General features: G+C 46.8%; 23 protein-coding genes and 2 riboswitches. Of the genes, 9 read left to right on the top strand and 14 right to left on the bottom strand.

Features of this window, described 5'->3' with window-relative positions:
- Window positions 1–5 precede the first annotated feature (5 nt).
- Window positions 6–1,226 carry an acyl-CoA dehydrogenase family protein gene (locus tag N2245_RS05555; protein ID WP_494535735.1) on the bottom strand — a complete coding sequence of 407 codons (1,221 nt, stop codon included), beginning with the start codon at window positions 1,224–1,226 and terminating at the stop codon, window positions 6–8.
- Window positions 1,227–1,368: 142 nt separating this feature from the next.
- Window positions 1,369–1,443, top strand: a riboswitch (cyclic di-GMP riboswitch).
- Between the two features lie 49 nt (window positions 1,444–1,492).
- On the opposite strand from N2245_RS05555, the gene N2245_RS05560 reads away from it, so the two are divergent.
- The gene (locus N2245_RS05560) at window positions 1,493–2,746 is read left to right on the top strand and encodes a hypothetical protein (protein ID WP_494535736.1); all 1,254 of its coding nucleotides are present in this window, start codon (window positions 1,493–1,495) and stop codon (window positions 2,744–2,746) included.
- Here N2245_RS05560 and N2245_RS05565 read toward each other — a convergent pair whose 3' ends face one another.
- Together N2245_RS05565 and N2245_RS05570 are read right to left on the bottom strand one after the other, a co-directional pair.
- A complete protein-coding gene (locus tag N2245_RS05565) occupies window positions 2,747–4,699 on the bottom strand; it encodes a putative glycosyltransferase family protein (RefSeq protein ID WP_494535737.1) in 1,953 nt (650 codons plus the stop codon). It abuts the gene before it with no gap.
- Between the two features lie 5 nt (window positions 4,700–4,704).
- The gene (locus tag N2245_RS05570) at window positions 4,705–6,030 is read right to left on the bottom strand and encodes a phospholipid carrier-dependent glycosyltransferase (RefSeq protein ID WP_494535738.1); all 1,326 of its coding nucleotides are present in this window, start codon (window positions 6,028–6,030) and stop codon (window positions 4,705–4,707) included.
- Between the two features lie 264 nt (window positions 6,031–6,294).
- On the opposite strand from N2245_RS05570, the gene N2245_RS05575 reads away from it, so the two are divergent.
- Window positions 6,295–7,260 carry a hypothetical protein gene (locus tag N2245_RS05575; RefSeq protein WP_494535739.1) on the top strand — a complete coding sequence of 322 codons (966 nt, stop codon included), beginning with the start codon at window positions 6,295–6,297 and terminating at the stop codon, window positions 7,258–7,260.
- Window positions 7,261–7,761: 501 nt separating this feature from the next.
- A riboswitch (cyclic di-GMP riboswitch) is annotated at window positions 7,762–7,848 on the bottom strand.
- A gap of 326 nt (window positions 7,849–8,174) precedes the next feature.
- Here N2245_RS05575 and N2245_RS05580 read toward each other — a convergent pair.
- The gene (locus tag N2245_RS05580; RefSeq protein WP_494535740.1) at window positions 8,175–9,908 is read right to left on the bottom strand and encodes a S8 family serine peptidase; all 1,734 of its coding nucleotides are present in this window, start codon (window positions 9,906–9,908) and stop codon (window positions 8,175–8,177) included.
- A gap of 129 nt (window positions 9,909–10,037) precedes the next feature.
- On the opposite strand from N2245_RS05580, the gene N2245_RS05585 reads away from it, so the two are divergent.
- Window positions 10,038–10,655, top strand: a complete 618-nt coding sequence (locus N2245_RS05585; protein ID WP_494535741.1) for a histidine phosphatase family protein — start codon at window positions 10,038–10,040, stop codon at window positions 10,653–10,655.
- On the opposite strand, the gene N2245_RS05590 is transcribed toward N2245_RS05585, so the two are convergent.
- The 5 genes from N2245_RS05590 to N2245_RS05610 all read right to left on the bottom strand — a co-directional run bounded on the left by N2245_RS05590 (window position 10,652) and on the right by N2245_RS05610 (window position 15,755).
- A complete protein-coding gene (locus N2245_RS05590; RefSeq protein WP_494535742.1) occupies window positions 10,652–11,521 on the bottom strand; it encodes a DNA-methyltransferase in 870 nt (289 codons plus the stop codon). The two genes, N2245_RS05585 and N2245_RS05590, sit on opposite strands and share 4 nt — an antisense overlap.
- Before the next feature lie 6 nt (window positions 11,522–11,527).
- Window positions 11,528–12,454: a ribokinase gene (rbsK, locus tag N2245_RS05595; protein ID WP_494535743.1), complete on the bottom strand. Its 927-nt coding sequence runs from the start codon at window positions 12,452–12,454 to the stop codon at window positions 11,528–11,530.
- A gap of 74 nt (window positions 12,455–12,528) precedes the next feature.
- Complete coding sequence (locus N2245_RS05600; protein ID WP_494535744.1) at window positions 12,529–13,461, bottom strand: glycosylasparaginase; 933 nt, start codon at window positions 13,459–13,461, stop codon at window positions 12,529–12,531.
- A gap of 14 nt (window positions 13,462–13,475) precedes the next feature.
- Window positions 13,476–14,843 (bottom strand): aspartate aminotransferase family protein, encoded by a 1,368-nt coding sequence (locus N2245_RS05605; RefSeq protein WP_494535745.1) that lies wholly within the window; start codon window positions 14,841–14,843, stop codon window positions 13,476–13,478.
- A 90-nt stretch (window positions 14,844–14,933) separates the two neighbouring features.
- The gene (locus tag N2245_RS05610; protein WP_494535746.1) at window positions 14,934–15,755 is read right to left on the bottom strand and encodes a M55 family metallopeptidase; all 822 of its coding nucleotides are present in this window, start codon (window positions 15,753–15,755) and stop codon (window positions 14,934–14,936) included.
- A 120-nt stretch (window positions 15,756–15,875) separates the two neighbouring features.
- Between N2245_RS05610 and N2245_RS05615 the strand changes: the two genes are divergently transcribed.
- Entirely contained in the window at window positions 15,876–16,835 is a 960-nt protein-coding gene (locus tag N2245_RS05615; protein ID WP_494535747.1) for a 2-hydroxyacid dehydrogenase, read from the top strand.
- Between the two features lie 74 nt (window positions 16,836–16,909).
- On the top strand, window positions 16,910–17,761 hold the full coding sequence (locus N2245_RS05620; RefSeq protein ID WP_494535748.1) for a hypothetical protein: 852 nt from the start codon (window positions 16,910–16,912) through the stop codon (window positions 17,759–17,761).
- Here N2245_RS05620 and N2245_RS05625 read toward each other — a convergent pair.
- The 3 genes from N2245_RS05625 to N2245_RS05635 form a co-directional block, all read right to left on the bottom strand.
- Window positions 17,751–18,494 carry a metal-dependent transcriptional regulator gene (locus N2245_RS05625; protein WP_494535749.1) on the bottom strand — a complete coding sequence of 248 codons (744 nt, stop codon included), beginning with the start codon at window positions 18,492–18,494 and terminating at the stop codon, window positions 17,751–17,753. The two genes, N2245_RS05620 and N2245_RS05625, sit on opposite strands and share 11 nt — an antisense overlap.
- A complete protein-coding gene (locus N2245_RS05630; protein WP_494535750.1) occupies window positions 18,487–18,936 on the bottom strand; it encodes a Fur family transcriptional regulator in 450 nt (149 codons plus the stop codon). Before N2245_RS05630 ends, N2245_RS05625 begins: the two co-directional genes overlap by 8 nt.
- A 123-nt stretch (window positions 18,937–19,059) precedes the next feature.
- On the bottom strand, window positions 19,060–19,431 hold the full coding sequence (locus N2245_RS05635) for a YggT family protein (protein WP_494535751.1): 372 nt from the start codon (window positions 19,429–19,431) through the stop codon (window positions 19,060–19,062).
- A 175-nt stretch (window positions 19,432–19,606) separates the two neighbouring features.
- On the opposite strand from N2245_RS05635, the gene N2245_RS05640 reads away from it, so the two are divergent.
- Window positions 19,607–21,937 carry a VanW family protein gene (locus N2245_RS05640; RefSeq protein ID WP_494535752.1) on the top strand — a complete coding sequence of 777 codons (2,331 nt, stop codon included), beginning with the start codon at window positions 19,607–19,609 and terminating at the stop codon, window positions 21,935–21,937.
- Window positions 21,938–21,967: 30 nt separating this feature from the next.
- Here N2245_RS05640 and N2245_RS05645 read toward each other — a convergent pair whose 3' ends face one another.
- A complete protein-coding gene (locus tag N2245_RS05645) occupies window positions 21,968–22,627 on the bottom strand; it encodes a histidine phosphatase family protein (RefSeq protein ID WP_494535753.1) in 660 nt (219 codons plus the stop codon).
- A 48-nt stretch (window positions 22,628–22,675) separates the two neighbouring features.
- Window positions 22,676–22,855: a hypothetical protein gene (locus N2245_RS05650; protein ID WP_494535754.1), complete on the bottom strand. Its 180-nt coding sequence runs from the start codon at window positions 22,853–22,855 to the stop codon at window positions 22,676–22,678.
- Window positions 22,856–23,132: 277 nt separating this feature from the next.
- On the opposite strand from N2245_RS05650, the gene N2245_RS05655 reads away from it, so the two are divergent.
- From N2245_RS05655 to N2245_RS05665, 3 genes are all read left to right on the top strand, one after another.
- Entirely contained in the window at window positions 23,133–23,723 is a 591-nt protein-coding gene (locus tag N2245_RS05655) for an RNA polymerase sigma factor (protein WP_494535755.1), read from the top strand.
- A 6-nt stretch (window positions 23,724–23,729) separates the two neighbouring features.
- Window positions 23,730–24,509 carry an anti-sigma factor gene (locus N2245_RS05660; RefSeq protein ID WP_494535756.1) on the top strand — a complete coding sequence of 260 codons (780 nt, stop codon included), beginning with the start codon at window positions 23,730–23,732 and terminating at the stop codon, window positions 24,507–24,509.
- Window positions 24,510–24,640: 131 nt separating this feature from the next.
- The gene (locus N2245_RS05665) at window positions 24,641–25,252 is read left to right on the top strand and encodes a superoxide dismutase (RefSeq protein ID WP_494535757.1); all 612 of its coding nucleotides are present in this window, start codon (window positions 24,641–24,643) and stop codon (window positions 25,250–25,252) included.
- The last annotated feature ends 85 nt before the right edge of the window (window positions 25,253–25,337 follow it).

A 25,337-nucleotide genomic window follows, 5' to 3' on the forward strand; every position in this document is an offset into this window, starting at 1 on the left:
CGAGATTACAAATGCCTCGAAGGGAAAGAAGAGGGTTCATAACCCTTCGCTGGCGGCTGTGGACATCTTAGAGGGTGATCTTTTCTATAGCCCAACGCATATTCAGCCTGAATTATGGTATGGATCTCTCTGGTCCCTTCATATATCACAGCTCCACGAGCGTTGCGCCAGTACCTCTCGACTGGAAACTCATTAGAGTATCCGTTAGCACCATGTATCTCTATTGCATCTTCAGCAGCCTTTAGAGCCACATTACATGCATACCACTTTGCCATCGAAGTCTCACGAGTGGATCTAACTCCATGATTCTTCAACCAAGCTGCCCTATGCACTAGCAACCTAGCAGTATCTATCCCAAGCTGCATATTGGCAATCATCTGTTGCACTAGCTGAAACTTACCTATCTCCTGCCCAAAGGCTTCCCTCTCGTGACAGTACTTTAGGCTCGCCTCCAGACAGGCCCTTGCAAGCCCCACAGCTCCAGCAGCTACAGTCAACCTGCCCTGATCGATAGCGCTCATAGCTATCTTGAAGCCTTCACCTTCCTCTCCCAGCCTGTTTTCTACGGGTACTTTAACGTTGTCCAAGAATATCTGTCCCGTATTGCCAGCCCTGACCCCGAGCTTGCCATGAATCGTCGAGGTCGAGAGCCCCTCAAACCCTCTCTCTAAGATAAATGCCGTGATTCCTCTATATCCCTTAGAACGATCAACGGTTGCAAAGAGCAAGAAATGGTCAGCCTTATCTGCAAGACTTATCCACGTTTTCTGGCCATTAAGTACGTAGTAATCTCCTTCTCGCCTCGCAGTAGTTTCAATATTAGCTGCATCAGATCCATGTCCTGGCTCAGTCAATGCAAAAGTAGCAAGCTTCTCACCTTTTGCCTGAGGCACTAAGTACCTATACTTCTGGTCTTCGTTACCCCACTGTAATAGGGTCAAGCTGTTCAGAGCAGCATGCACACTCATAACTACCCGGAAAGCCGTCTCAGCTCTCTCGAGTTCTTCACAGATGATCGCCAGGCTGTGATAGTCCATCCCACTCCCGCCGTACTCCTCAGGGATAGGAGCACCAAGCAGCCCCAGTTCGCCCATGCGCTTAACTATGTCCTTATCCCAATATTCATTTACGTCATTCTCTCTCGCTCTTGGAACTATCTCTCGTTGAGCAAAGTCACTTACCAGATCCTGAACCATTACATGCTCTTCACTTAGGCCAAAATCCATATTCACCTCCAAATCAGCCGGTTTAGGCGGCTCATTATAGCACCGTACAGAAAAGTGGAATAGCCTAACTCCCAATTGCATTAGTACTAATTGGCTATTGTTGTAGTTGCACAGCAGCAAATATACTGATGGCTAGCGATGACCCAGAAAAGGGCAAACCCATCGCGAGATGGGGACGCAAAGCCGCGGGACTCTAAGAGTCAGCCGGGCTGCCTGGGAGGCTGACAAGCGCCTCCCTAATCACCCTATGGGAGGACAAACAAGATATGACAAAACTGAGACCTAGGCTCCTAGTATTCCTGATTTTGTGCCTTATGGTAACAACATTATCTCCGCTACTTGCCATCAATCGAGCCTCGGCAGCTGTCACCACTTGGAGGGCACTTTTCTTGGTATATCGCAGCACAGATGTTACCTTCACCTGGAACGGACAGACACAGAGAGTGAGGACTTCTATGTCCTCTTCAGACTTGCAGAAAGCACTGTATGTTATAAGGAGAGTGCCATCTACGGTTTACAATTGGTCTAGAGGCAACACATACCTTAGCCAGACCATAGTCTATCCAGATCACCCCATATCATCAGTTACCTCCCTTGGTGCAAACGGTTTCTGGGTTTCACCCCTGAATATAAAGGCAGATATCAACAAGTACGCTCCTCCTGGTAAGTACGACAGCATCTTCGTCATATGGAGGTTGGACACTGATAGCGGCAAGCGAGTACCTAGCCTGGGTTGGGGATGGACTGTCAGACCAGGCCCTTGGGCGAATGGAGCAGGCTACACAACTGTGAACATTCCTCAACAGCACGGAGACTGGCTTGGTCGCTATCCAGAGCAGATATTTCTTCACGAGTGGACTCACCAGGTAACTGGTTTCTACGAACAGCTAGGATATAGAATGCCCAACATAGATCGAGCTTCAGACTATGGTTATAGTCGAGAGGAGGCTGGACAAGTCTTCCTCTCAGACGTACTTAGCGGCAGGGTTCCTTATGGGTCCACCTACATAGGGGTCAAGCCTAGCATCTGGGCTTCTTCCAGCCCAAGGTATCTATACACAGCCCAATCTACTAACTACTTGCCTCGTGTAACTTCTCTAACCCCCGGAACAGGTACGAGTTATGTGGGGAGAAGCTACCTATTCACGGCAACGTACTACGACCCTGATGGAGCCAAGAATATCAACAAGGCTTACATCAAGTTCGAGAGCTCCTATTACAATAGATCCGTCAAGATCTGGTACAACCAAGACAAGAACAAGATCTACATGAAGGACCTTTCCAACGGAGTGCTATATAGTGCAGTGCCTGGCAAAGATGTAGTGCTAAGGGGAAATCTCCTACAAATTAACTCCGGGTACACTACAGTTAGCCTATCCGGCAACCAGCTGACTATTAGGTGGAGCATAGTTTTTGAACCAAGAGCCGATAATAACAACTATCGTGTGCTCGCGTCAGTACGAGACGACTCTGGAGCTTATCCAGGATACAAATTGATGGCCTATAGATACATAAGGTAGCTACCTGCTACCGTAAACAGAACTGACATCAAATACCATATACTGTCCATAGCGCAGTACTACCGGGAATCTTTCCTGGTAGTACTGTTCATTTACTCTAAAAAGTTGCCTCTCGGTGGGACCTATAACTAGGTACCTGGCTCCGTATTTTTTGATCAAGTCTTGGGCTTGAGATGATCCTGTATATATCAGCTGGAGATCCTGCATCCTGGGTCTCCAGGGCAACCCCCAGTCATTTGCCAGATAAGGAGGACCAAGTACCACTTGCCTCCCAGCAAGATCAGTTATTGGATGATGCACTTGAGTAGCAGTGATGTACACAGCATCAGCAGGTAACCTATCCTTAACCTGCTCGGCAAAAGCTATGTCCTCATTACTGAATTCAAGATAGCGCGATTGAGAGGGTATAGACGCCCTGAATAGGTCCAGAGCCCCTGTGAACACAAGTAAGAATATCAGAAAGCCAACCAGAGCCTTGGAGATTATATCCCCTGTAAGGATCAACCTTACTAGCACCAGAGATATAACCACAGCAGAAACTATGTACCAGTACACCAACAGCTTTCGATTGCAACAGTCGAAAGGCTGCATTACTACCAAAGTAGCTATAAACCATATAAGGACAAACGAAGCATAGAAACTCCTTACCCTATTTGGCAAAGCGCCCCGCACCACAAAGATCAACCCTGCAAGTGGCAGGAAAAGCCCTATATTTTTGAGCCAGTACCATATATAGTTTTCAGTTGCTATAGCTCTAGTAGTTATCTGTACGCTTAGACCGCCATTGCCGGTAGCCCCAATGTTCCCAAGCTGCCACAGAACTTGCAACATCCCTATCATGACAGGAAGAGAGAATAAGACTCCAGATAACAACGCCCTATAGCATCCTTGTTTATCATTACGCGAGAATGAGAGCACAAGATACTCCACAACAAGGTAACCCGACACTATACCAATCGTTACAAGCGTGTGGGGATGCACAAGCGGGAGAAGGGCTGACGCCAAACCTACTAACAACATGTCGTAAGGCCTTCTAGAGAGCCTGAACCTGTACAGCAGACTCAACATCAGCATACCCAGAGGAAGTGCCAACAGGAATGGCCTCTGGGGAAGGAAAAAACCTAGAACTATGTTAGGATAAGTCATGGCGTAATCACGCAAACCTGTGTAGTATGAAGGCAGGTTAAGAAACGTACGGATGAGATTTCCTGATCTATTAGCCTCTATCAAGAAGACTATGAACCCCATACCACCGCTTAGTAAGACCAGAATCACGGTCAACACGCTGGCAAAAACAGATCTCGAAATCCGCAAAGCTAGCAAATATACACCCGCAACCGTACATACTCCCAGCAGAAACCCTGGGATTACAAATGCGGGTCCCAATGACCAGCCTAGGATCATAAGGATCGAGCTAAAGAAATCGGCCATGAAGGGATAAGAAAGCAAGGTACCACTAAAGTATATGTTTGGAGGGGGGAACTTACGTATCTCGATGAAACTCTCGATAAGTCCTGTGTGTATAGGTAGATCACCCCATATAAATGAGTGACCTGCATACCATCCATCCGGATATAGTCTCCAGGAATTGTAATACAGATGAAAGAAGAAAGCCCCTACTACCAGGATCATCTCGGCAAACCATATAGTCTCTCTAAGCTTCAACCTAGATCTAAAATCCCGCAGCTCATTTTTGATCCTTGCAGTAACTCGGGATCTAAGCCCAAAAGTCAATACAAAAGAAACCATCAACAAACATAGAGAGGTTAGACAAACCTGTAACATATTGAAGCCGAAGACTATTGCTGATACAAAGCATGCTATAGAGGTCAATATGACACCGAGATCGAAACCATAAAATATCCGTTCTTCAACGGTTAGACCTGGAACCAGCAGGTAAAGTACTAGTATTCCCAAGATCAAGCAAGAAACCAGCAAGAGTACTCCCAGCAATATCCTTATCTCCAGCTAGGAATAAGTATGCGCATATCGAATTGTGCTCTAGTCAGGGGGATAGCTGAATATATCGGAAACAGGAACACAAACATAGCCGCCACAGCTACACAATAACATATAGCCGCTGTTCTCCAGGTACCCCCTCTTGAGAAGAATTGCCTAATAGTATAAGCAAGAGCTACACATCCAAAGGGTACTGATGGCAGGAAGTGATACGCAAAAGCTATCCTTGGAACAAGCGCCCAAGGCAGCCAGGCTCCAAAGAAACCAAGAGCTACTATAAGCAGAGCCTTCCAGTTCTCATCAATCCAGTCAGAAGCAGCCCAAAGTACAGCAGGGATAAGAGCAAGATAGATCACAGGATTGCCGTTAGTATATATGTTGGCTATACGACCATCTGGATAGTATTTGACATAGTACCAAACAGGTCTGAGGGTCAGCGGCCACTCCCACCACTTGGATTGATAGTTATGTGTAGCTTTCAGGTGCGAATGATAATAGTACATCTGATATTGGAGCTTAAAGAAGTCCTTTATACCGTTCCCACTAAGGAAGAACTGAGTGTAGGAAAGCAAGTATAACACAGCAGGCACTAACAACATAAAAGCAAACAGCAGCCCTGCTTCAAACAGCCACTTACTTATAGGGGCTCTACTTTTGTACAAACTATATGCCGAACAAACCACTAGCGATAATCCCAGGAACGCATATACATAGACAGCATTCCACTTGGTAGATACTGCCAGACCTATAAATACTCCAGTCAGGAACAGGTACTTAGTTCTACCGTTAGTAGCGCTTAAATACTTATAAGCCATCAAAAGAGCAAGCATCAGAAATACTACAAGGAAAATATCTACCATCCCCGTACGCGATTGAACGTAGTACATACCATCAAACAGCAGCAAGAAGGAGGTGAGCAGTCCAACAACCATGTAGCCGGTAAGAGCATACCCCAACCAATATGCTACACCAATACCAATGGCACCAAAAACAGCAGAAGCAAAACGCCAACCAAACGAATTGTCACCAAAGATGAGTATAGAATCAGCAATTAGAAGCTTCCCTAGTGGGGGATGAGTCCACTCGTAGGCAACACCCTCTCTTGGAGCTCTCTTGTACCATAGATATGCATCCGTATTACCTGATGCATATTGGGCAGCAGTGTAGGCATGATATACCTCGTCATATATATACTGAGGAGGCACACTAAGCCTGTATAAGTAAAAAGCAAAGGAAGCCACTATTAGCAAAAATGGGATAGCTCTTATGGCTAGAGAGCTCCACTCCTTCTTCTCAACAAGTTCTTTGCCTGCTATCTCTGCCATTAACAAAGATCCCTCACAAATCAAGCTGGTAACAAGAGCAAGATACAGGGATAGTATCCCTACGTCAAGTAAAGATAGAAGAAGAGATAAAGAAAATTAGGGGGAGATCTTCCGATCTCCCCCTATTCAAAGCTTATTTACTACCACTTGCGCCTTAGTAGCATGTAAGTTGCCATTATTGCCAGGCCTAGATAGTATCCTGCTACCGGCAGCGAGGCACCAGAGCCAGTACTCACCATCCCCCCATCACCGGTCCGGGGCATAGTGGGCATATGGCTTGGAGATGGACTCGGTGATGCCTCTGGGATAGGTACGCCGCTAGGACTGGGCGAAGGACTCACGCTTGCAGCAGGCGTCGGGACTGGAGTAGGTGAACCTGATGGGCTTGGTGATGGTAGTGGTGAAGGCATAGAAGATGGAATAGGTGTTGGCGATACCGATGGAGCAGGTAACTCAGATGGACTCGGACTCGGTTGCGGAGTAGGTACAGGTGTAGCCGATGGGCTAGGTGATGGAACAGGTGTTGGCATGGGTGATTCGGAAGGTACCGGACTAGGCAGTGGGCTCTCCGACGGACTTGGCATCGGCGTAGCAGAGGGTGTTGGCGATACCGACGGAGAAGGTATTGGACTGGAGCTTGGAGATGGACTGGGTATAGGTGTTGGCACCACCGATGGCGATGGGCTCGGACTCGGGCTATTACTCGGAGATGGTGACGGCGTAGGCGACGCGGATGGTACGGGTGTTGGTACAGGCGATTCGCTAGGTGATGGTGTTGGGCTGATCGACGGACTAGGCGACGGCGTAGGCGAAGGCTTTGGGCTCTCCGATGGACTTGGTGTGGGAGATACAGATGGATTTGGTGTTGGCATCGGAGACTCACTCGGTGACGGACTTGGTACCGGCGTCGGGCTAGGAGTCTCGGATGGACTTGGTGCCGGAGAGACCGATGGACTAGGCGACGGGCTAGCCGAAGGTAAAGGTGTAGGGCTCACACTTGGAGATGGAGTTGGAGAAGGAGTCGGCGATGGACTCTCACTTGGTGATGGCGAAGGTGATATAGATGGCGAAGGACTTGGACTAATAGAAGGGCTAGGCACTGGAGTTGGACTCTCCGATGGTGAAGGTACAGGCGTCTCCGTAGGAGTGGGAGTTGGGGGTGTAGTTACCTCACACTTCACCCAAAAAACCTTATGTTTTACATCGCTACCCTTAGATCCTGGAGCATGAATAGTTAGCTTGATGTGGTAGCCCTGATTGGAATGTGGTTCATATTTTGAAAGGTATTGTGAGAGGTCATATGTAACCGAAGCATCCAGACCGGACTCCGATCCCCCTCCCAAAGCATCATCTTCTCCTATGAACACTTTATTTTTAAGTATTACCTGATCTTTAGGTTGCGTAGGCGCCTGAGTCTCGAAGGTGACTGTAGCGTAATAATCTCCTTTATCAAAGCCATAGAAGTCTATCTGGAACACACAAACCGGATGCGGCTCGTTGTTCGGATGATCATCAAATTCCTTTCCATCAACTTTGATCGTACCGTTGTTTCCTGGTGGATTATTACCATGAGCACTAGTGGTACCTCCAAAGAGTGTAGGAGCAACCACAGATAAGATCAATGCAGAAACAATTAGGTAGGTTACTAAGAATGATGGCCTTATTTTCATTGTCATGTTTCCCTCCTTTACGTTGACGAATGGACCTAAAAACAAACCGGCTACTGAGAAGATCCTCAGTAGCCGGTTGCACCAGTGGCTCCATCCGCTCCCATGGTGCCCATCTCGGCAAGCGGACTTCGTCGCCTCTACGCTAATCTAGCATTCGCAGACTTTTAGCATTAATGCAAAATACTTTGCGCTCTATATTGTACAAACTCAGGAATTATCTGTCAATAACGGGTTGGCTATTCGGAGGAGAATCCTTTATTATCGCTTCTATGCAATTATCGGGCTGGCATGAGACTAGCATTATTAGCATAGATGCAAAATAGCCCGAAGCTAAAATAGAGCAATTACACAAGCTTGGAGATAATGTTAGGTGTTATGCACACAGACTTGCAAACAGCGATGCTGGAAAAATTATGGGGCTTAGCCAGCAGAGCCCCCTGCGTTCTGGTCTTTACGATATAGTTACCCTGCTAGTTATTTATTGCCATTAATTAAAGGACTAAGAGTGAAGCTAACGCTCGTGGTAGTGCCCATCTTAGTCGATACATCTTTGGTCACGGGCATATAACTATCATAGCTAGCAGTTACCCTTACGGCACCTATCGGTACATTTTTGATGAAATACCTGCCATAAGAATCGGTAGTTCCTTGCAGGCTGTCGCCACTCTGGGATGTCACCTTGACTGTTGCACCGGAGAGAGGAGTGCCACTAGAAGACTTAACGTATCCGGAAAGTCTGGCCAGAGGTGCTAACCTGATACCTGTATATTCAGTAGCGGCAGGTTCTATAAAAATGTTCCTTGCTCCTTGAGCATAGCCCTGCTTGCTGAATATTAGCTTACCAGCCCCATATCTTATATTTTGAAAAACAAATCTTCCCTGACTATCAGTATAGGTATACCTAGAAGTTCCATATAGTTGCACCTTAACTCCAGGGAGAACTTTGCTGTTCATAGCATTTCTAACCCTTCCAATCAAGGTCCCAGGAACAGCCAAGGATCTGTATAGATTTAATCTGCCATATCCGTAATGAACATCTAATCCCTTAGGCCCTAGATCATCCGCTCCAGCTCTTAGTCTCTGCCATATCTGACCAGCTGAGTATTCTGGGAACTCAGCTTTGATCACCGCTGCTGCTCCAGCGACGAACGGAGCTGCCATAGACGTTCCACTCATGTAGGCATAACCTCCTGGATAGGTGGAGTATATATCCACTCCAGGAGCACTGATGTCCACATATGAACCATAGTTAGAAAAGCTTGCATATCCGTCGTTTGGATCAGTAGCTGCTACACCTATAACTCCAGGATACGCAGCCGGATACAACGGTATATTAGTTGATTCGTTACCCGCCGCAGCAACTACTAATGCCCCCTTCTCCTGGGCGTATTCTATAGCCTGATGCAGAGTGTCGGAGTTATAGTAGGTTCCAAGGCTTATATTGATCACTGAAGCCCCATGATCAGTTACCCATATTATGCCCTTGGCAACGTCCGTATCCGTAGCACCTTCAGCCGTTAAGACCCTGGCTATCAACAACTTAGTACGCCAACCAACGCCGGCTATCCCTATACCATTGTTACCTGTAGCTGCAGCTATACCAGCCACATGGGTTCCATGACCATCCGTATCCTGCGGGTAAGTATCATGTTGTACGAAATCGTAACCACCAGCATATCTATCCTTCAAGTCAGGGTGATTCATGGCAATGCCTGAATCAACTATACCTACCTTGACCGTGGAGCTACCTTTGCTTATCTCCCAAGCCTTAGGAGCCCTGATCTTTTGCAACCCCCACTGCCTGGAATAATCAGGATCATTGGGGATTACATCCTGCGGCTGTAGCAGAACTTCAGGTTGAGCATATATCACGCTAGGGTTCTGTTCTATATGATTGGCTAATCGCTCCAAAGCTCCCAGAGACTGAGCAAAAACTGTTCTTGGCCTTACAACCTTCACCCCAAGCGGATTGACCCGATCCACAATAATCCCACTTTGAATCGAAGATGCCTTCAAAACTTTGAAGGCATCTGCACCTGATTTGAATTTCACTAGAATCCTGCCAGTGGTTAGCACCCTAGGTTCAGGATCACTATTACGAGATGCAGAGTAAGCATAACCAGAGCTTTGGGAAATAATTACGAAGAACAACGCAAGGGAAGTCGTGACTACAACGACCAGTCTACGGATACTGCTGGATAGAACCAAAACTAACCTCCAGGTAACATTGCAAAGCTTATCAACTGACTTATAAGTTTACTATTATCACAACGCAGAAAGCTACGGTACTTTTTTCCCATAATTAGTACATAATAGAACTAAAAATAGGAGGTTATATTGACAGTAAGACTTATTTTAGTCAGGCATGGAGAATCTGAAGCTAACGCCATGAGCATAATGCAGGGAAGAATGGACTCCCCTCTTACGGACAAGGGTCGTAAGCAGGCCAAAGCCGTGGCCGATAAACTCTCAAGACTGGTAGTCCCGGACAACGTATTCTCCAGCCCTCTGAGCAGGGCACTTGAGACGGCCTATATAATTGCAACAAAGTTTAATCTTGAGCCAATAGTAATATCAGAACTTCAGGAGAGAGATTTGGGCTTGGCTACCGGAATGACCTGGGAACAGGCCAGCTCACTATGGCCAGAAAACGCTTGGCATATCAAGATCGGCAGACCTACAGGATCATGGCCTCAGGGCGAAACCAGAGTAGAGCTACAACAAAGAGCTTACAAAGCTTTAGAAAAAATACTTAGCATACAAGATAGCGGGATCGCTGTGGTTGTATCTCATGCGGGATTAATGAGGGCTCTTATCAAGCAGATCATGTACAAACATATGAACACCGACCTAGATCCTAAAATCAGCAACTGTTCTATCACCGAGCTCCAGATCACCGATGGTAGGTACCATCTGCTATGCCTGAACGACACCTCTCACCTGGAGCTACCTTAGACGGCCTCATCGTGGTATTTATAGTCCTCAAGGGTGATAAACTCCACAGGTACATCTTGGAACCTTGCTCGCATTACTCTTATGGCTTCCTGGTTGTTATCAACGAGGATAAACCTTCTGCCTAGCTTGTGAGCCGCTATACCAGTTGTACCACTACCAGCAAAGAAATCCAGCACTATGTCACCTGGACGCGAAGAGGCTCTTATAATTCTCTCGAGTATTGCCAAGGGCTTCTGGGTTGGATATCCCGTCTTCTCCCTCCCGGTCGGGCTAACTATGGTCTGCCACCAAACGTCGGTTGGCAACTTACCCAGTTTGGCCTTATCACTGCCCACTAAGGAGGGCGCCATATAGGGCAATCTATCTATCTCATCAGCGTTGAATATGTAGTTGTTTCTGTCTTTGACGTAATAAAGAATGTTGTCGTGTTTGGTAGGCCACTTTCTCTTGCTCCTACCACCATAGTCATAAGCCCATATTATCTCATTAAGGAAATTGTCTCTCCCAAAGATAGAATCAAGAAGGATCTTGCAATAGTGAACCTCGCGATAATCTATATGAAAATATAAGGCACCGTTTGCGGCCAGCACCCTATAGGCCTCTCTCAATCTAGGCTCTAAAAAAGCTAGATAGTCATCGTAGATGTCGTCAAAAGACAACCTACCTAATACCTTAGTCAAGTACTTATAACCACCAAAGCCCTTCCTATCACCTTGGTCATCCCTATCAACGCTCATGGATATGCGTACCTGACGACGGCCTGTGTTGAATGGGGGATCAATATATATAAGATTGACAGAACTAGAAGGTAGGCTTTCGAGAACCCTTAGATTATCTCCGAAGAAGATCTTATTTGAAGAACTCAACGTCACTTACCCAGAAATTTGATATCTAGAGAGGAAGGTTTCAAGCTCTGCTCTAGTAGGCATGGACGGCTGAGCACCCATCTTAGTAACAGATAAAGCTGCTGCTGCGTTAGCAAAGCGGACTGCATCTATTAACTCAAGCCCCTCAGCTATTGCCACTGCCAATGCCCCACTAAAAGCATCACCAGCAGCCGTGGTATCCACCGGACTGACCACAAAAGGTTCCATCGCTACCAACTTATCTTGCTGAGCCACCAGTGCCCCTCTCTCTCCCAAGGTTAGTATGACTGTTTTCACCCCTAGATCCAACAGCGCCTTGGCCAGATCTTCAGCTGGCATATCACGTCCTACCAATGCTCTAGCCTCTACTTCGTTGGGGGTAATCATATCTACTTGGGAGATAATGTCGCTTGGAAGACCCGTGGCTGGAGCCGGAGCTGGATTGAGCATAGTTACACAACCCATTTTCCTGCCTAATTCCAAGGCTGTTGCTACTGTATCCAAGGGAACCTCAAGCTGAGTTAGCATAATCCTAGCATTTTGCAGAGCTGTTGAGCTGAGCTCGATATCTTCTGGGAACAGACGAGAGTTTGCCCCCGGGGAGACCGCTATGGAGTTATTCCCCGAAGGATCCACCATTATCAGCGCAACACCACTAGGAGTTCCATCAACGATCTTAATGTAGCTAGTATCTATACCATCTGCTTTAAGCCCTTTGATGGCTTTTTGACCAAAATCATCACTCCCCACAGCACCAATAAAAACCACCTCTGCGCCCAGCCTAGCAGCAGCCACAGCTTGGTTGGCTCCTTTCCCGCCAGGCGCAATAATCAGATCCTCACCTAGCACCGTCTCCCCTACTCCAGGGATATGGGGAACAGGCACCACCATATCAGTATTGCTGCTGCCAACAACCACTACTCTAGCTATCATTTCTATCCAAAATACAAGTTATTTCTAGTTTGATGATATTGTAAAAGGCGTAAGAATTGGAAGTACTTAGCTCTTTACTGTGCAACATATATCCTGGGCGACTCTCGATAGCTATCCATCCCCTCCTCGACCCATACGTATGTGGTGTCAGGTCTATTAGATACAGCTGCATGATTGCCATCTTTGTCAAGGGCTACTATACTTAGTCCAGTTGCATAAGGATCTTCCAGTTTGTTTATATCCTGCATCGTCTGACATAAAGCGTCGATTAGCGATTCCCCACTTTGTACCCTGACCACCACGGTATAAGCTGCGGGAATCCTCATGGCAAGCTCGCCCCTACCAGTACATCCCACCGCAGCGAAACGACTATCTGCATAATTGCCTGCGCCTATAATGGGTGAATCGCCTATTCTGCCTGGATATTTGCAATACCAACCGCTGGTACTTACTCCACAAGCAAGGTTACCTTCCCTATCAAGTGCTAGGAAATTGACTGTGCCACCTGCAGGCTTCTCTGGATCGGTTATAAGCGATAGCCACTGTACGATCTGCTCATGGTAGCGGATCATTCCAGGGTCTACATCAGAAGCCCCCTCTCGTATACGCTCCTCCCACAGCCACTTGGCTTCTGGGGTAAGCAGCTCTTTTGACTCAAACCCCATTTCTTTGGCAAACCTTTCAGCACCGCTACCTACCAAGCAGACATGGGGCGTGAGCTCCATGACTTTGCGAGCTATAGATATAGGATGTTCGTACCCCTTGACTGCAGCTACTGCCCCGGCCCGAAGTGTTGTCCCATCCATTATTGAGGCATCAAGCTCCACCTCGCCGATCAAGTTGGGGAGTCCCCCAAGCCCTACGGAATGATCCTGGGGGTTACTCTCTACTAACCTGCAGCCAACCTCTACTGCATCGAGAGCACTACCCCCATTTGCCAAAACCTTGGCAGCTTCTTCAATGCCAACTCTTCCATTGGCACTAGCAACCACCACGAACCTGCCCAAAACCATCACCTCAACTATAGATAACCTTCCTTCTTAAGCTCTGAAACAACTCTAACAAAGGCGTCTATTGTTAGATCTATATCCTCATCCGTATGATAACTACTGACGAAAGCACTGCCAGAGAACAAATCTACACCTTCATTCATCATCGCAAGATCAAATAGCCACATCAATTGCTGGTTAGTACCCTTGGTACGGAGCACCTCCTCGGGCAGATCAGGCCTTTGCAAGTCCCCCCGAACTCTATTAGGCACATCTTCGCCAATTATGATGTGACAGATAGAGCTCTCTCCGTATGCACATCCCGGCACTTGCAGATCCTCGAACTTCTCGTTGAGTCTAGAGCGGAGCACAGCTGCCTTGTTTGCTGCCTGTTGGCAAACATCGCTTGAGCCCACTATCTTCAAACACTCAACGCCAGCAGCTGCAGACACGGGATTCGCATTAAAGGTACCCTGATGTACTATCCGCTTGGAAGGATCGCTGGCATGCGAGATCAGATCCAGAATATCGGCCCTGCCGGCGACAGCCCCTCCAGGAAAACCTCCCGCAAGGATTTTGGCCAGTGTAGTAAGATCAGGCTTTATTCCTGCTAGTGCCTGCACTCCACCAGGAGACCATCTAAAGCCCGTAACTACCTCGTCACATATAAGCAGCACACCGTAGCGATCACATAAGTCTTTCAGACCTTGTACAAACCCATCGGGCAGAGGCACGGCACCATAGCTGGCTCCAGAGGGTTCAAATATTATCGCCGCTATATCTTTATCCGAGCTAAACATCTTTTCTATAGATTCCAGCTTGGCTGGCGATACCAGTGTGAGATCAGATATCTCGTCTGGAATGCCCGGGGTCTTCTTATCGTATGGAGGAGTTTGGGCTTTGGCTACACCATCGTGCCAGCCGTGAAAGTGTCCTTCGAGCTTCACGATCTTCTTCCTGCCTGTGTAGGCTCTGGCCAGACGGATAGCCATATGAGTTGCCTCCGTCCCCGAGCTCGTAAATCTTACCTTCTCAGCAGAAGGAATCAGTGATTTGACTAACTCTGCCCACTCTACCTCTAGCTCATGGGATCCTCCCGGATGGGTGAACTTTTGAACCTGCTCCACGACGGCCCGAGTTACCTGAGGGTGACAATGGCCAAGCAGTAGAGCCCCGTGTCCCATGACATAGTCTATGTATTCATTACCATCCACATCCCACTTTCTGCTACCCTTAGCCCTTTGGATATATGTTGGGAATGGGGTCATAAACCGCTTATCATGAGTAACACCATCGGGAAGATCTTCTACGGCACGCTGGTATATCTCTGCCGATCTAGGCCTCTGCTGGATATACTTGTCTACTACCGCACTTAGCTCCCGTGTTAGATGCCCCGTCATTTCTCCGTCTCCAAGAAGGTTATCTATTAGCTTATGGTACAACAATCGACAGCAAATAGCTGGCCATAGACTATAAAATGCTTTTTCTTCCTAGAAAGGCGTAAACAAGGACGCTGCGTTCACCACAGTACGAAACATCTCAAAAGCCTTTATGATATCTTCGCACTCAAAGGCAATCCTTCTACCGCCTATCCTATGTACACCAGGTACGTACTCAGCCCTGTCGGCCATCTCTGTCAGCATGAGATCAAGCTCTATCTCACAGGGGCTTGGGGGAGACAGCGGCTGTACATTGTGCTCGGATACTGCCTTCTTGGCACAGCTCCTTATAAGCTTGCGTGACTCCGACAAAGGTAAGCACTCTGCCGCCCATCTACCAGTAGCTACTTTGACTACCGCTACTTGGATCTCCGGAATAAGGCTCCTAGCTTCATTCTCTAGTGCCTGATCTCCGCTGGCCATAACCACAGGAACGCCAAAGTAGCCACAAATATAAGCATTGAGAGCGAACTCCCCTATGGACCGGCCGTTGAGCTTCAGGTCATCGACACAGCTTGAGCTCCAGGTATGGTCTGCAATAGCATGCGGAGTACCGTGCTTAGCATGATATCCGACGAACAATGCTAAGTCTGCTCCCTCCACCCCGTGTACCATGCCTAATCTCTTAGTGCTCCCAGAGACCAGTCTAGCGCATGGATGTAAATCTTCCAGAAGAATATTACGCTGAACCCAATGAGAGTCGTTGACTATCACCTCAGAAGCTCCTGCCTGTAAAGCCCCCTCTATAGCAGCGTTCACATCACCTGTTTGCAAACGACGACCTCGTAGATAGTCGCTACCATTTGGATCTATCTGTGAGGGATGTACGACTCCTGAGATGCCCTCCATGTCTGCAGAAATGTAAACTCGCATTCCTTACCCCCAAAATCTAGAACACATAAGAAGCAGATTCTCGTAGAATCGTTGATGCTATGATGCACTTTATGATATCTCAGCGTAAACTGTTTCCAAAGCATGTATTGGAGGTCAAAGTTGTACAGAGTATACATTACGAGGAAGATTCCCGAAACAGGGCTGAGGTTACTTAAAGATCATGGATTCGAATTAGACGTATGGTCAGGGGATCTGCCACCGAGCAAAGAAGAGTTGAAGAGAGGGATTTCTCAGGCTGATGCTATGATATCTCTGCTGACCGACAAGATAGATGAAGAAGTAATATCTAACGCACGCAACCTCAAGGTAATAGCAAACTATGCAGTAGGGTACGACAATATAGACCTAGAAGCTGCAACTAGAGCAGGGGTCGTAGTCACCAATACACCCGATGTACTGACTGAGACCACAGCAGATCTTGCATGGGCATTGATGCTATCCGTGGCCCGTAGGCTTATAGAGGGAATCTCTTATGTCAAAGAAGGCAAGTGGCGTACCTGGGAACCTCAGCTGCTGCTTGGACAGGACGTCTACGGAGCCACCCTCGGAATAGTGGGCATGGGGAGAATAGGGCAAGCTGTAGCTAGACGAGCAATAGGTTTTCAGATGAAAGTTCTTTACACCTCAAGATCCGAAAAAACAGGCATAGATGCTCAAAAGGTAAGCTTAGACGAACTATTAGCACAATCCGACTTCATAAGTCTACACGCTCCTCTTACTAAAGAGACTATGCATCTGATCAATAAATCAACCCTTAGGAAAATGAAGCCAACAGCGATCTTGGTCAACACTGCTAGAGGACCTTTAGTGGATACAGAAGCCTTGACAGAAGCACTTCGAGAAGGGCAGATTGCTGGAGCTGGACTAGATGTCACGGATCCCGAGCCTTTGCCAAGCAATCATCCATTAGTTCACATGCCTAACTGTATAGTTGTGCCTCATATAGGTAGTGCATCACAGAAAACACGGGACCTGATGTCTGAGATAGTAGCGCGCAATGTGATAGCGGTGCTGAGCGGAAAACGGGCTCCAAATCAAGTCAATGATTTAATTTCATAGCAGTAACTTTTATACTAATGTCACAGTTATTAGTATTATGGACAACAGTATACAAACACTGGAGGATAAGACTCTTGAGGGGTAGCTTTATAGCGTGCGTTATAGCCCTTCTGTTATGCCTAGGTTTTATTGGGGATGCTAGCGCTAACTCAAGACCTTTTATCAGCATCTCCCCTAACAAAGGCAAAACTGGTACAAAAGTTACCTTAGATGGTAAGGGCTTCACGCCTAATGTACAGGTAATAATTGCAGCCAACCCGGAAGGAATAATCATCAGCAAGGGGGAGTCTGACCCCAAAGGCAACATACACCTATCTTTACTCATACCTCCCCAAGAAAAGATTCCTAATCTAGAAGATAATAATCTTAAAATCTTTGCGGTGGAACCAGTATCAGGCAAGCAATCAAACGAAGTCCAGTTTAACTATCTTGGCAGTGATGACCCCAGCGTACTAGCTACAGTAAAGTTTTTTGAATTCAGCATCAAGTTCAAAGTACCAAAGGAAGAGGCAAACAAAAACTATACTTTCTGGGCAGTTTATGGACCACCCAATTCCTCGCAAGTAGCTCACAGACTTACAGATCCAGATGGAGACCTAATTTATACGTTTACAGATGAGATTGTAGGTAAATCATTACTGATAGTAAAGATAGTTCGCGGTACAGGAGTAAAAACAACCGGTACTGGTGCTGAACCTGGAGATCCCCAATTAGTCCTGCAAGATATGGGAATCGTAGAAGTCAATAAGAACACCACATTAGAAATCAACGAAACTTCGGCAAATAAAGAGGCCCCGGAAGTGGAGGCCGCAGCAAGCAGAAACCTAGTACCCCAAGGTCTACCGCTTACCGGTGGAGGCGGCATGAGCATATGGGACAGGTTCTGTTATATGGAAAGTCATAAGCTACCTGGGGTTAAAAAGTAGAGTCCTTTCTCAGTCTTTCAGGTGGCCTTCGCTGCTGGAATAGATGGGCAGGTACGACTATAACTTGCCTAGCAGCCTCGATGCCCAAGGCAACAGGACCATTCTCTGTTTCTACCGTTACAGCCTGAGTAATAGAGTTAATCTCCCTCACGCTCAGCTTCTTGCCAGGCATTATGAGATGATCCTGAAAAAACTTGAGCAAGTCGATGTTTTCAGTAGCACTGTCTGAAATACGCTCAACTATTAGCTCTCGACCTACTTCAACATCCGTTAATTTGCGGGAATGGGGAGAAAAGCATGCCCCCGTACCTGGTATGGGACTACCATGGGGACACGTAGTTGGTCTCCCAAGTGCTATCCAGAGCTTCTCTTCTGTCTCGTCGGTTATCGCATGCTGCCACCTCTCGGCTTCCACATGCGCTCTGTACCAATCTACCCCCAGCATATCAGTTAGTAGCCTTTCGGCCAGATAGTGCCTACGTGCAGTTGTGAGTGCTATCTGCCAACCTTTAGTCGTTAGGGTAATCTGCTTTCCCCTGCCTACCTGTACCAAACCTTCCTGGCTCATCCTATGGATCATACCGGTCACTGATGCTGGAGACACATCCAACCATTCAGCAAGACGAGCGCCGATGAGTGGTTGATTCTCCCTGCGGAGACAGTACATAGCCAAGAGGTATTGTTCCATGCTGGCAGTTACATGAGTTGTTTCTGTCGCTTGGGAACTAGACATCGGCGCCCACCTCCCTGCAATATGGACATATACCCTCCAGGTCAAGCCTGATTTCTAGATCTGACCAGCCAATATCTGGCACCTTGAGCGACACTTCACCATTCTCTACTATCTCCTGCGGAGCATCCTCCACCCTGCCACAGCGCTTACACACCAGGTGTGAATGTCCATATGGACGAAGCACGTCGTATCTAATACCCCCCTGAGGAGGCCTTACCTCCAACACCTGCCCCAAAGACTTAAGAGCCTCCAAGGTGTTGTACACCGTTGCTAAGCTTGTAGTGGGTAGTTTAGTGCTGACCTGCTCGTATATCTCTTCAGCGCTAGGATGACTACCATGCACCAAAGCACTCACAATCTCCAGCCTCTGAGGAGTAACCCTCATACCAGCATTTCTAAGCAAGTCAACCAGCTCGGATGTCCGCTTGTCCTGTATGGTCATATTTAGAACTGTTCCTAGTTACTATAGTTTTTTACCTTGATTATATTATGACATTTAGGGCGTCTAAATACAACCTCTAAGGATTCATCCTGAAGAGTGATTAGAGGGTGCTAACAGCAAGATTTACGAAAATAGTAGGTATCCTAGCCTTACCAAAGCGTAGGACAATAGCATATATACGACTATAGCCACAAGAGAGCGCCACTCTATTACAGCTGTTCCAAAGCTAGGCTCAGAAAACAATCCTCTGAAGGGTGCTAATAGAGGAAATGTTAGGTTGTAGATTAGAGCTGCAAATTGACTATTGGAATTTGCACCCAACAACCTTAGTACAAACCTAATGGCTATCAACCCCTCTATTACCCCAAAGACGAAGTACACAACCCTAGCCCATCGATCGGCTAACAAGTTTCTCCTATCCACCTCAACGTATCTTTCCTCGTATATCCTATCTTCATTCAAATTCCTAGCGTTTTCATCATCTATCTGACGCATCGCTATTCTCCCCACGAAAAATGCAGAACCTTTGTATAATTTTCTGCATTAAGAGCATGAAATATGCCCAGATTCAATTACGTTCGGGTGAAACCTTGAACTCAAATTAGACATTTATATAAAGATGAGGTTAACTGGTATCTGATCATAATAATCATTAGCATTATGGAGAGATATGAGTAGTACAGAACCTTGGTCGCAACCGACCGAAACTATACCAACTATAAAATCAAAGGCCAGCTCACGAAGGCGACAGCCTCGCAATGGCTCGTTTCTGAAAACCTACCTACCAGGAATAGGACTATCCTTATTTCTGTGTGCTTTCCTGCTTCTAGCAGTATCCGTGGGGTATTCCTACTACTACCGTAGCAAGATTTACCCAAACGTATATTCTCTTGGCGTAAACCTTGGTGGTATGACCCCTGAGCAGGCTCGAGATGTTTTGAACACTAAGGCAATGGAGTATGTTAGAACTCCACTTACCCTAACCCAAGGGGAGCGCACATGGAAGATCACCCCTGCAGAGCTTGGTTTGCAACCAAACGTAGACCCTGCAGTACAGCAGGCATACAAGTACGGCCGTGATGGTAATATTTTCCATCAATTTGCTGAAAGAATCCCCCTAGGCAAACGTACTGTCAGGATCCAGTATGTGCTCGACAAGAGCAAAATCGATAACTATGTAAACAACGAGCTGGCCCCACAAATAGCCCAGCCAGCCACTGACTCCAAGCTAACGATCAGTAGCGATGGTACCATCTTAGCTTCTAAAGAAGTCGATGGACAAAGGCTCAATACTGGCATGGCTATTCAGCAGATATACAACGCTTTAGTAAGCCTGAGGCAGGACGATATAGCCTTGCCAGTAGTAACGGTCAAAGCCAAAGTCACTCAATCAACATGGCGAGATCGTCAGAACCTAGTACTAAAGCTGTCCAAACCTATAACACTAAGATTTGAGAACCGTAGCTGGACCATAACATCTGATGAAATAGAGCAAGCTATAGTATCAGAGTCAGGGACTGGAGGCGTTGTAGGCAAAATTGAATCTTCCAAGCTGACTCCCATATTGGCTGATATCAACAAAGATATAGCCCTACCTCCGGTGCCAGCAAAACTAGAGATAAAGGACAATCAGGTAGCACTAACACCCGAGCAGCCAGGAAGGAGGGTGAATTATAGCGCTACCCTCAGTGCTATATATGCAGCTTTACAGTCCAATCGTGAGACCAACTTAGTAACAAAAGAAATAGAACCGGTAGTTACAACGAGCGTACTAGAAAACGCTAGGTCACAACTAGAGAAACTATTAGCATCACCGCTAAAACTTCACTTTAAAGATCAGAGCTGGGAGATTCCAACGAGCACATTGGCTGATTGGGCATCTATAGATATCGATAAGGCAAATCGAACTTCTTCTGTGAAGCTAGATCCTAACAAAGTAACCGAGTTTGTAGATAACTTGGCAAGCGAAATTAACCAGAAGCCCATAAATGGCGAACTAACCTGGCGCGGGAAGCTAGTAGTGCTAAGAGAGAGTCAAGATGGTCAGGATCTGGATACGGAAAAGACTAGAGACCTAATAGCACAGGCTGCCTTTAGTGATGACAGAGATATTGATCTACCTGTCAAAGTAACCAAGCCTAAAATACCTACGGACAATTTGGCAGCCCTCGGCATTAAGGAACCCATTGGTTGGGGCAGCAGTGAGTTCACGGGTTCACCTCCAGAAAGGATCCATAACATACAGACAGCTGCGGGATATCTAAACAATACTGTTGTGGCCCCTGGAGAAACCTTCAGCTTCGAGAAGGCTATAGGAGAAATTAGTGTCGAGAGAGGCTACCAAGAAGGACTAACAATAGTTGCAGATCAGACCGTGCCAGGGATAGGTGGTGGTGTATGCCAGGTAAGCACTACCATGTTCCGCGCAGCTTTCTGGGCTGGATTGCCGATAGTTGAAAGGCACCAGCATTCTTATCTAGTACCTTACTATCAGTTAGATGGTGATCCTCCAGGATTTGATGCAGCAGTCTACTTCCCATATAAGGACCTCAAGTGGAAGAACAACACAGGGCACTATATACTAATCGAAGCCACATGGACAGATACAAAGTTGACTATAACTCTATATGGCACCGACCCAGGGTACGAGGTAACACGAGGGAAACCAGTAATAACAAACATAGTTCCACCTCTCCCTGACAAGACCATATACGATCCGACGTTACCCCCTGGTACCAAAGAGCAGGTAGACTGGGCACATGAAGGCATGGACGTGACCATAACCAGAACAGTTACTAAGAATGGTAAGGTCATACTGCAAGACTCATTCTTTAGTCGCTATAAGCCCTGGGGCAATATATACAGAGTAGGACCACCGAAGAAGGAGCCACCGAAGAAGGAGACCAAGAACAAAGAGTCAGAAACCAAAGACAACCAACAAAAGAAAGGCTCAAGTAACACTAAAGATTCGACAAGAAAACAGAGCAAAGATAAAAGATAATAGTAAGTAAGAGGGCATCTGCCCTCTTACTTACACACCCACTGGCACCTTTTTTCTATCGGATTTCTTCTTACTCGCTTGCTCTGGGGTTATTCTAACGCCAACAGCCGGATTCTCATATTTAATACTAACCACCTGATCATCCTTGAAAATGATCGTAGTAACTGACGCTCTATCTGGATAAGGCGGCTTACGAATGTTCTCAAAAGTAAGCTCTTTACCTTCAAGTGCCACCCAGGCTATCTTTATAGGATCCGCGTGGCTAACACAGATCACCGTTTCGCCCCGATGCCTTCGCACCAGAGTTCTAATGATCCTAAGCATCCTTTTGGCTACATCTTCTATGGTCTCGTTTTCCGGGTCTTTGATAGGCTCATATAGGTTAGCATTCGCACCTATCTGTGACCAAGGTGTCCCCTGCCAGCTAGTATTGATCTCGGCAAGAAGTTTTGAAATCCTCAATTTGGCATCAGGATGATACTTAGCTATAGCTTTGGCTGTCTGCCTGGCTCTTAGCATCGGGCTGGTATATATGTACTTGACGTTTTCCTTGGAGAGAAATTCAGCAGTAGCTTCAGCTTGTGCCTCCCCTAACTTGCTTAGCCTGAACCTTGGAAGTCTGCCATATACTATTTGATCGGGGTTATGCACATCAGCATGACGGACCAACAAAACCTTTGTTTCAGGCATAATACTCCTACCTAATGTTTTGCTTTTACAACTACAGATTATAGCCTACTATTCATCGTAGCCTTCCAGCGCCTTATCCAAGGCCTCTATACCCACAATCGGTATCATCTCTCTATAGAATGCCTCCTTGCTTATTCCCATATTCTTGGCCTGCTTATACCAATCTCGTATTCGCTCTATTTGCTCCTGATGCTCTCGGTCTTGATTCAAATCTGTGTTTTCTTGCAAGGTTTGGCCTCCAAGCGTTTCTTTGGTGGAACTAAAATTGCTGGTAATTTGGCACAAGTTGAGCATAATATGTACAAAACTTGTACAAGCTCGCTCGATCACCAGCGAAAGGTCCATCGATATGATAGATGCTGCTGCGCATATTGCAAACCAGGAGATATGCCCCTACAATTGCTTCCGGATCTCTCAAATTAATCCCGACAGCCTTTCCTTACGTATAGTTATAGAGAAGATTATAGGAGGTGCTGTCGGGCAGAAAATGACGGAACTATAGGCTATGTCAAATCAGCCCCTAGACGACCAGGTGATCATGGAGCGACTATCTCGTGGCGATTTATCCGCCATGGAGGCATTGTATGACTGTTACTCAAAAGCTGTCTACTCCATGATATTAAGAATCGTTCAAGATCAACAGGTGGCTGAGGAGCTGACGCAAGAGACCTTTTTCAGAGCTTGGAAGCAAGCCAAAAGCTTCAGTAACGACCGAGGCAAGTGCGTCAGTTGGTTAATGAGCATAGCTCATAACATAGCCATAGATGAGATCAGGAGACGCAAGGCCCGTCCCAAATCAATTCGATCTGAAGACTCCTCTAACTACCTAATGAACCTGCCAGATAGCAGCTTAGAGGATCCAGATGAGATAATAATGGGTGGTGTGAGGCGAAGTATAGTCTTAGAAGCTCTGAGAGAGCTTCCTGAAAACCAGCGCAAAGTGCTTGAGATGTCATATTTCGGGGGGCTTACTCAATCCGAGATAGCTGATAAAGTAGGTGAGCCCTTGGGCACAATCAAGACTAGAATGCGCTTGGCCTTGCAGCATCTTCGCAGAAACCTAATAGAAAAGGGAATCAAACCTGAACAGCTATAGAACGACGTGAAGATAGAGCATAACAATCACGAGCAGTTATATGAGGTAATCACCGCTTATGTGCTCGGAGCACTTGAGTCCGAGGACATGAAGCTCATGGAGTGTCATCTGCAGTCATGCATGGATTGCATGTCTGTGCTGGATGAGCTACTACCTGTAGCTTCAATACTTGGTATGGCTAGCGAGCAACATTCACCCCCCCCTTCTGTAAAACAGCGCTTGCTAGATCGTATCCGTAGCGAAGAGCATACATCTCACGAACAAGTGATTGTACCAAGGACAGCATCTACTGGCAGTTTCTGGTCGAGATTCTTCCTAGGAAGCAACACTTTGAAGTTCGTAGCTCCAGTAGCACTAGCGGTAGTTATCTTGGCTCTAGGCGTAATAGCTATTCTGCAAAGGGATCAAATAAACCAACTCAAGGCAGACGTAGAAGAACAAAGAACCATAGTTGCCCTACTGACTTCTCCAAGCACGCAGGTAGCCGAGATGCAGCAAAACTCCATCCACGGTAGGATGATCATGAACCCTAATAATAATAAAGCCTACTTGGTTATACAAGGACTTCCTCCTATACCTGAGGATAAGGATTACCAGATATGGTTGATAAAAGATGGGCATAAACAGAGCGCAGCAGTCGTACACCCTAACGGCACGCTGGCTATCGTGCTTTCAGCTCCGGAGCCAATTGGTCAGTACTCAGCAATGGGGATAACTCGCGAGCCCAAAGGGGGTAGTCCTCAACCTACGTCTAACCCAATCATTGTCAGCACTCTCAAGGATTAGTCCATCCCTAGCAAAATAGAGGCGGTTAAAGCTATCATTGCCCTTGAAGGGCACATATTTTGCTGGGTAGGTCACGTTGGGATAAATGCCCCAACTGCCAAAACTAAAAACTTTCAGGAGGTCTTATCACCATGCATGAGTTACCACCACTCCCATATGATTACAACGCCCTTGAACCCTATATAGACGAGCAGACTATGAGGCTTCACCATGATAAGCACCATGGGACCTACCTGAATAACCTCAACCAAGCATTAGAGAAATATCCAGAGCTCCAGAACAAGAGTGCCGAGGACTTGCTTAGAGATATAAATAGCGTACCCGAGGATATACGTACAGCTGTGCGCAATAATGGTGGCGGTCACGTCAACCATAGCATGTTCTGGGTAATCATGAAGCCTAATGGTGGCGGGGAGCCTTATGGCCCAATAGCAGATGCTATCAAGCAGACATTTGGGAGCTTCGAGGAGTTCAAGAGGCAGTTCAACGATGCTGGAGCAAAGAGATTTGGCAGCGGTTGGGTGTGGCTAGTACGCACTCCAGACGGTCAGCTACAGGTAATCAGCACTGCCAACCAGGATAGCCCACTTATGGAAGGTCTTTATCCCATAATGGGCAACGACGTTTGGGAGCACGCTTACTACCTCAAGTATCAAAACCGCAGAGCTGAGTATCTGGAGGCTTGGTGGAACGTCGTCAATTGGGACGAGATCAACCGCCGCTTCGAGCAGGCTAGCAAGTAAATCCTCAGCATCAACCAGCAAACTATAGATAGGATCGTGTGGATCCTATCTATAGTTTTTATTTATGTCCTAATCTTCAGGTAAG

This window comes from Thermobaculum sp. T2p, from assembly GCF_059335935.1.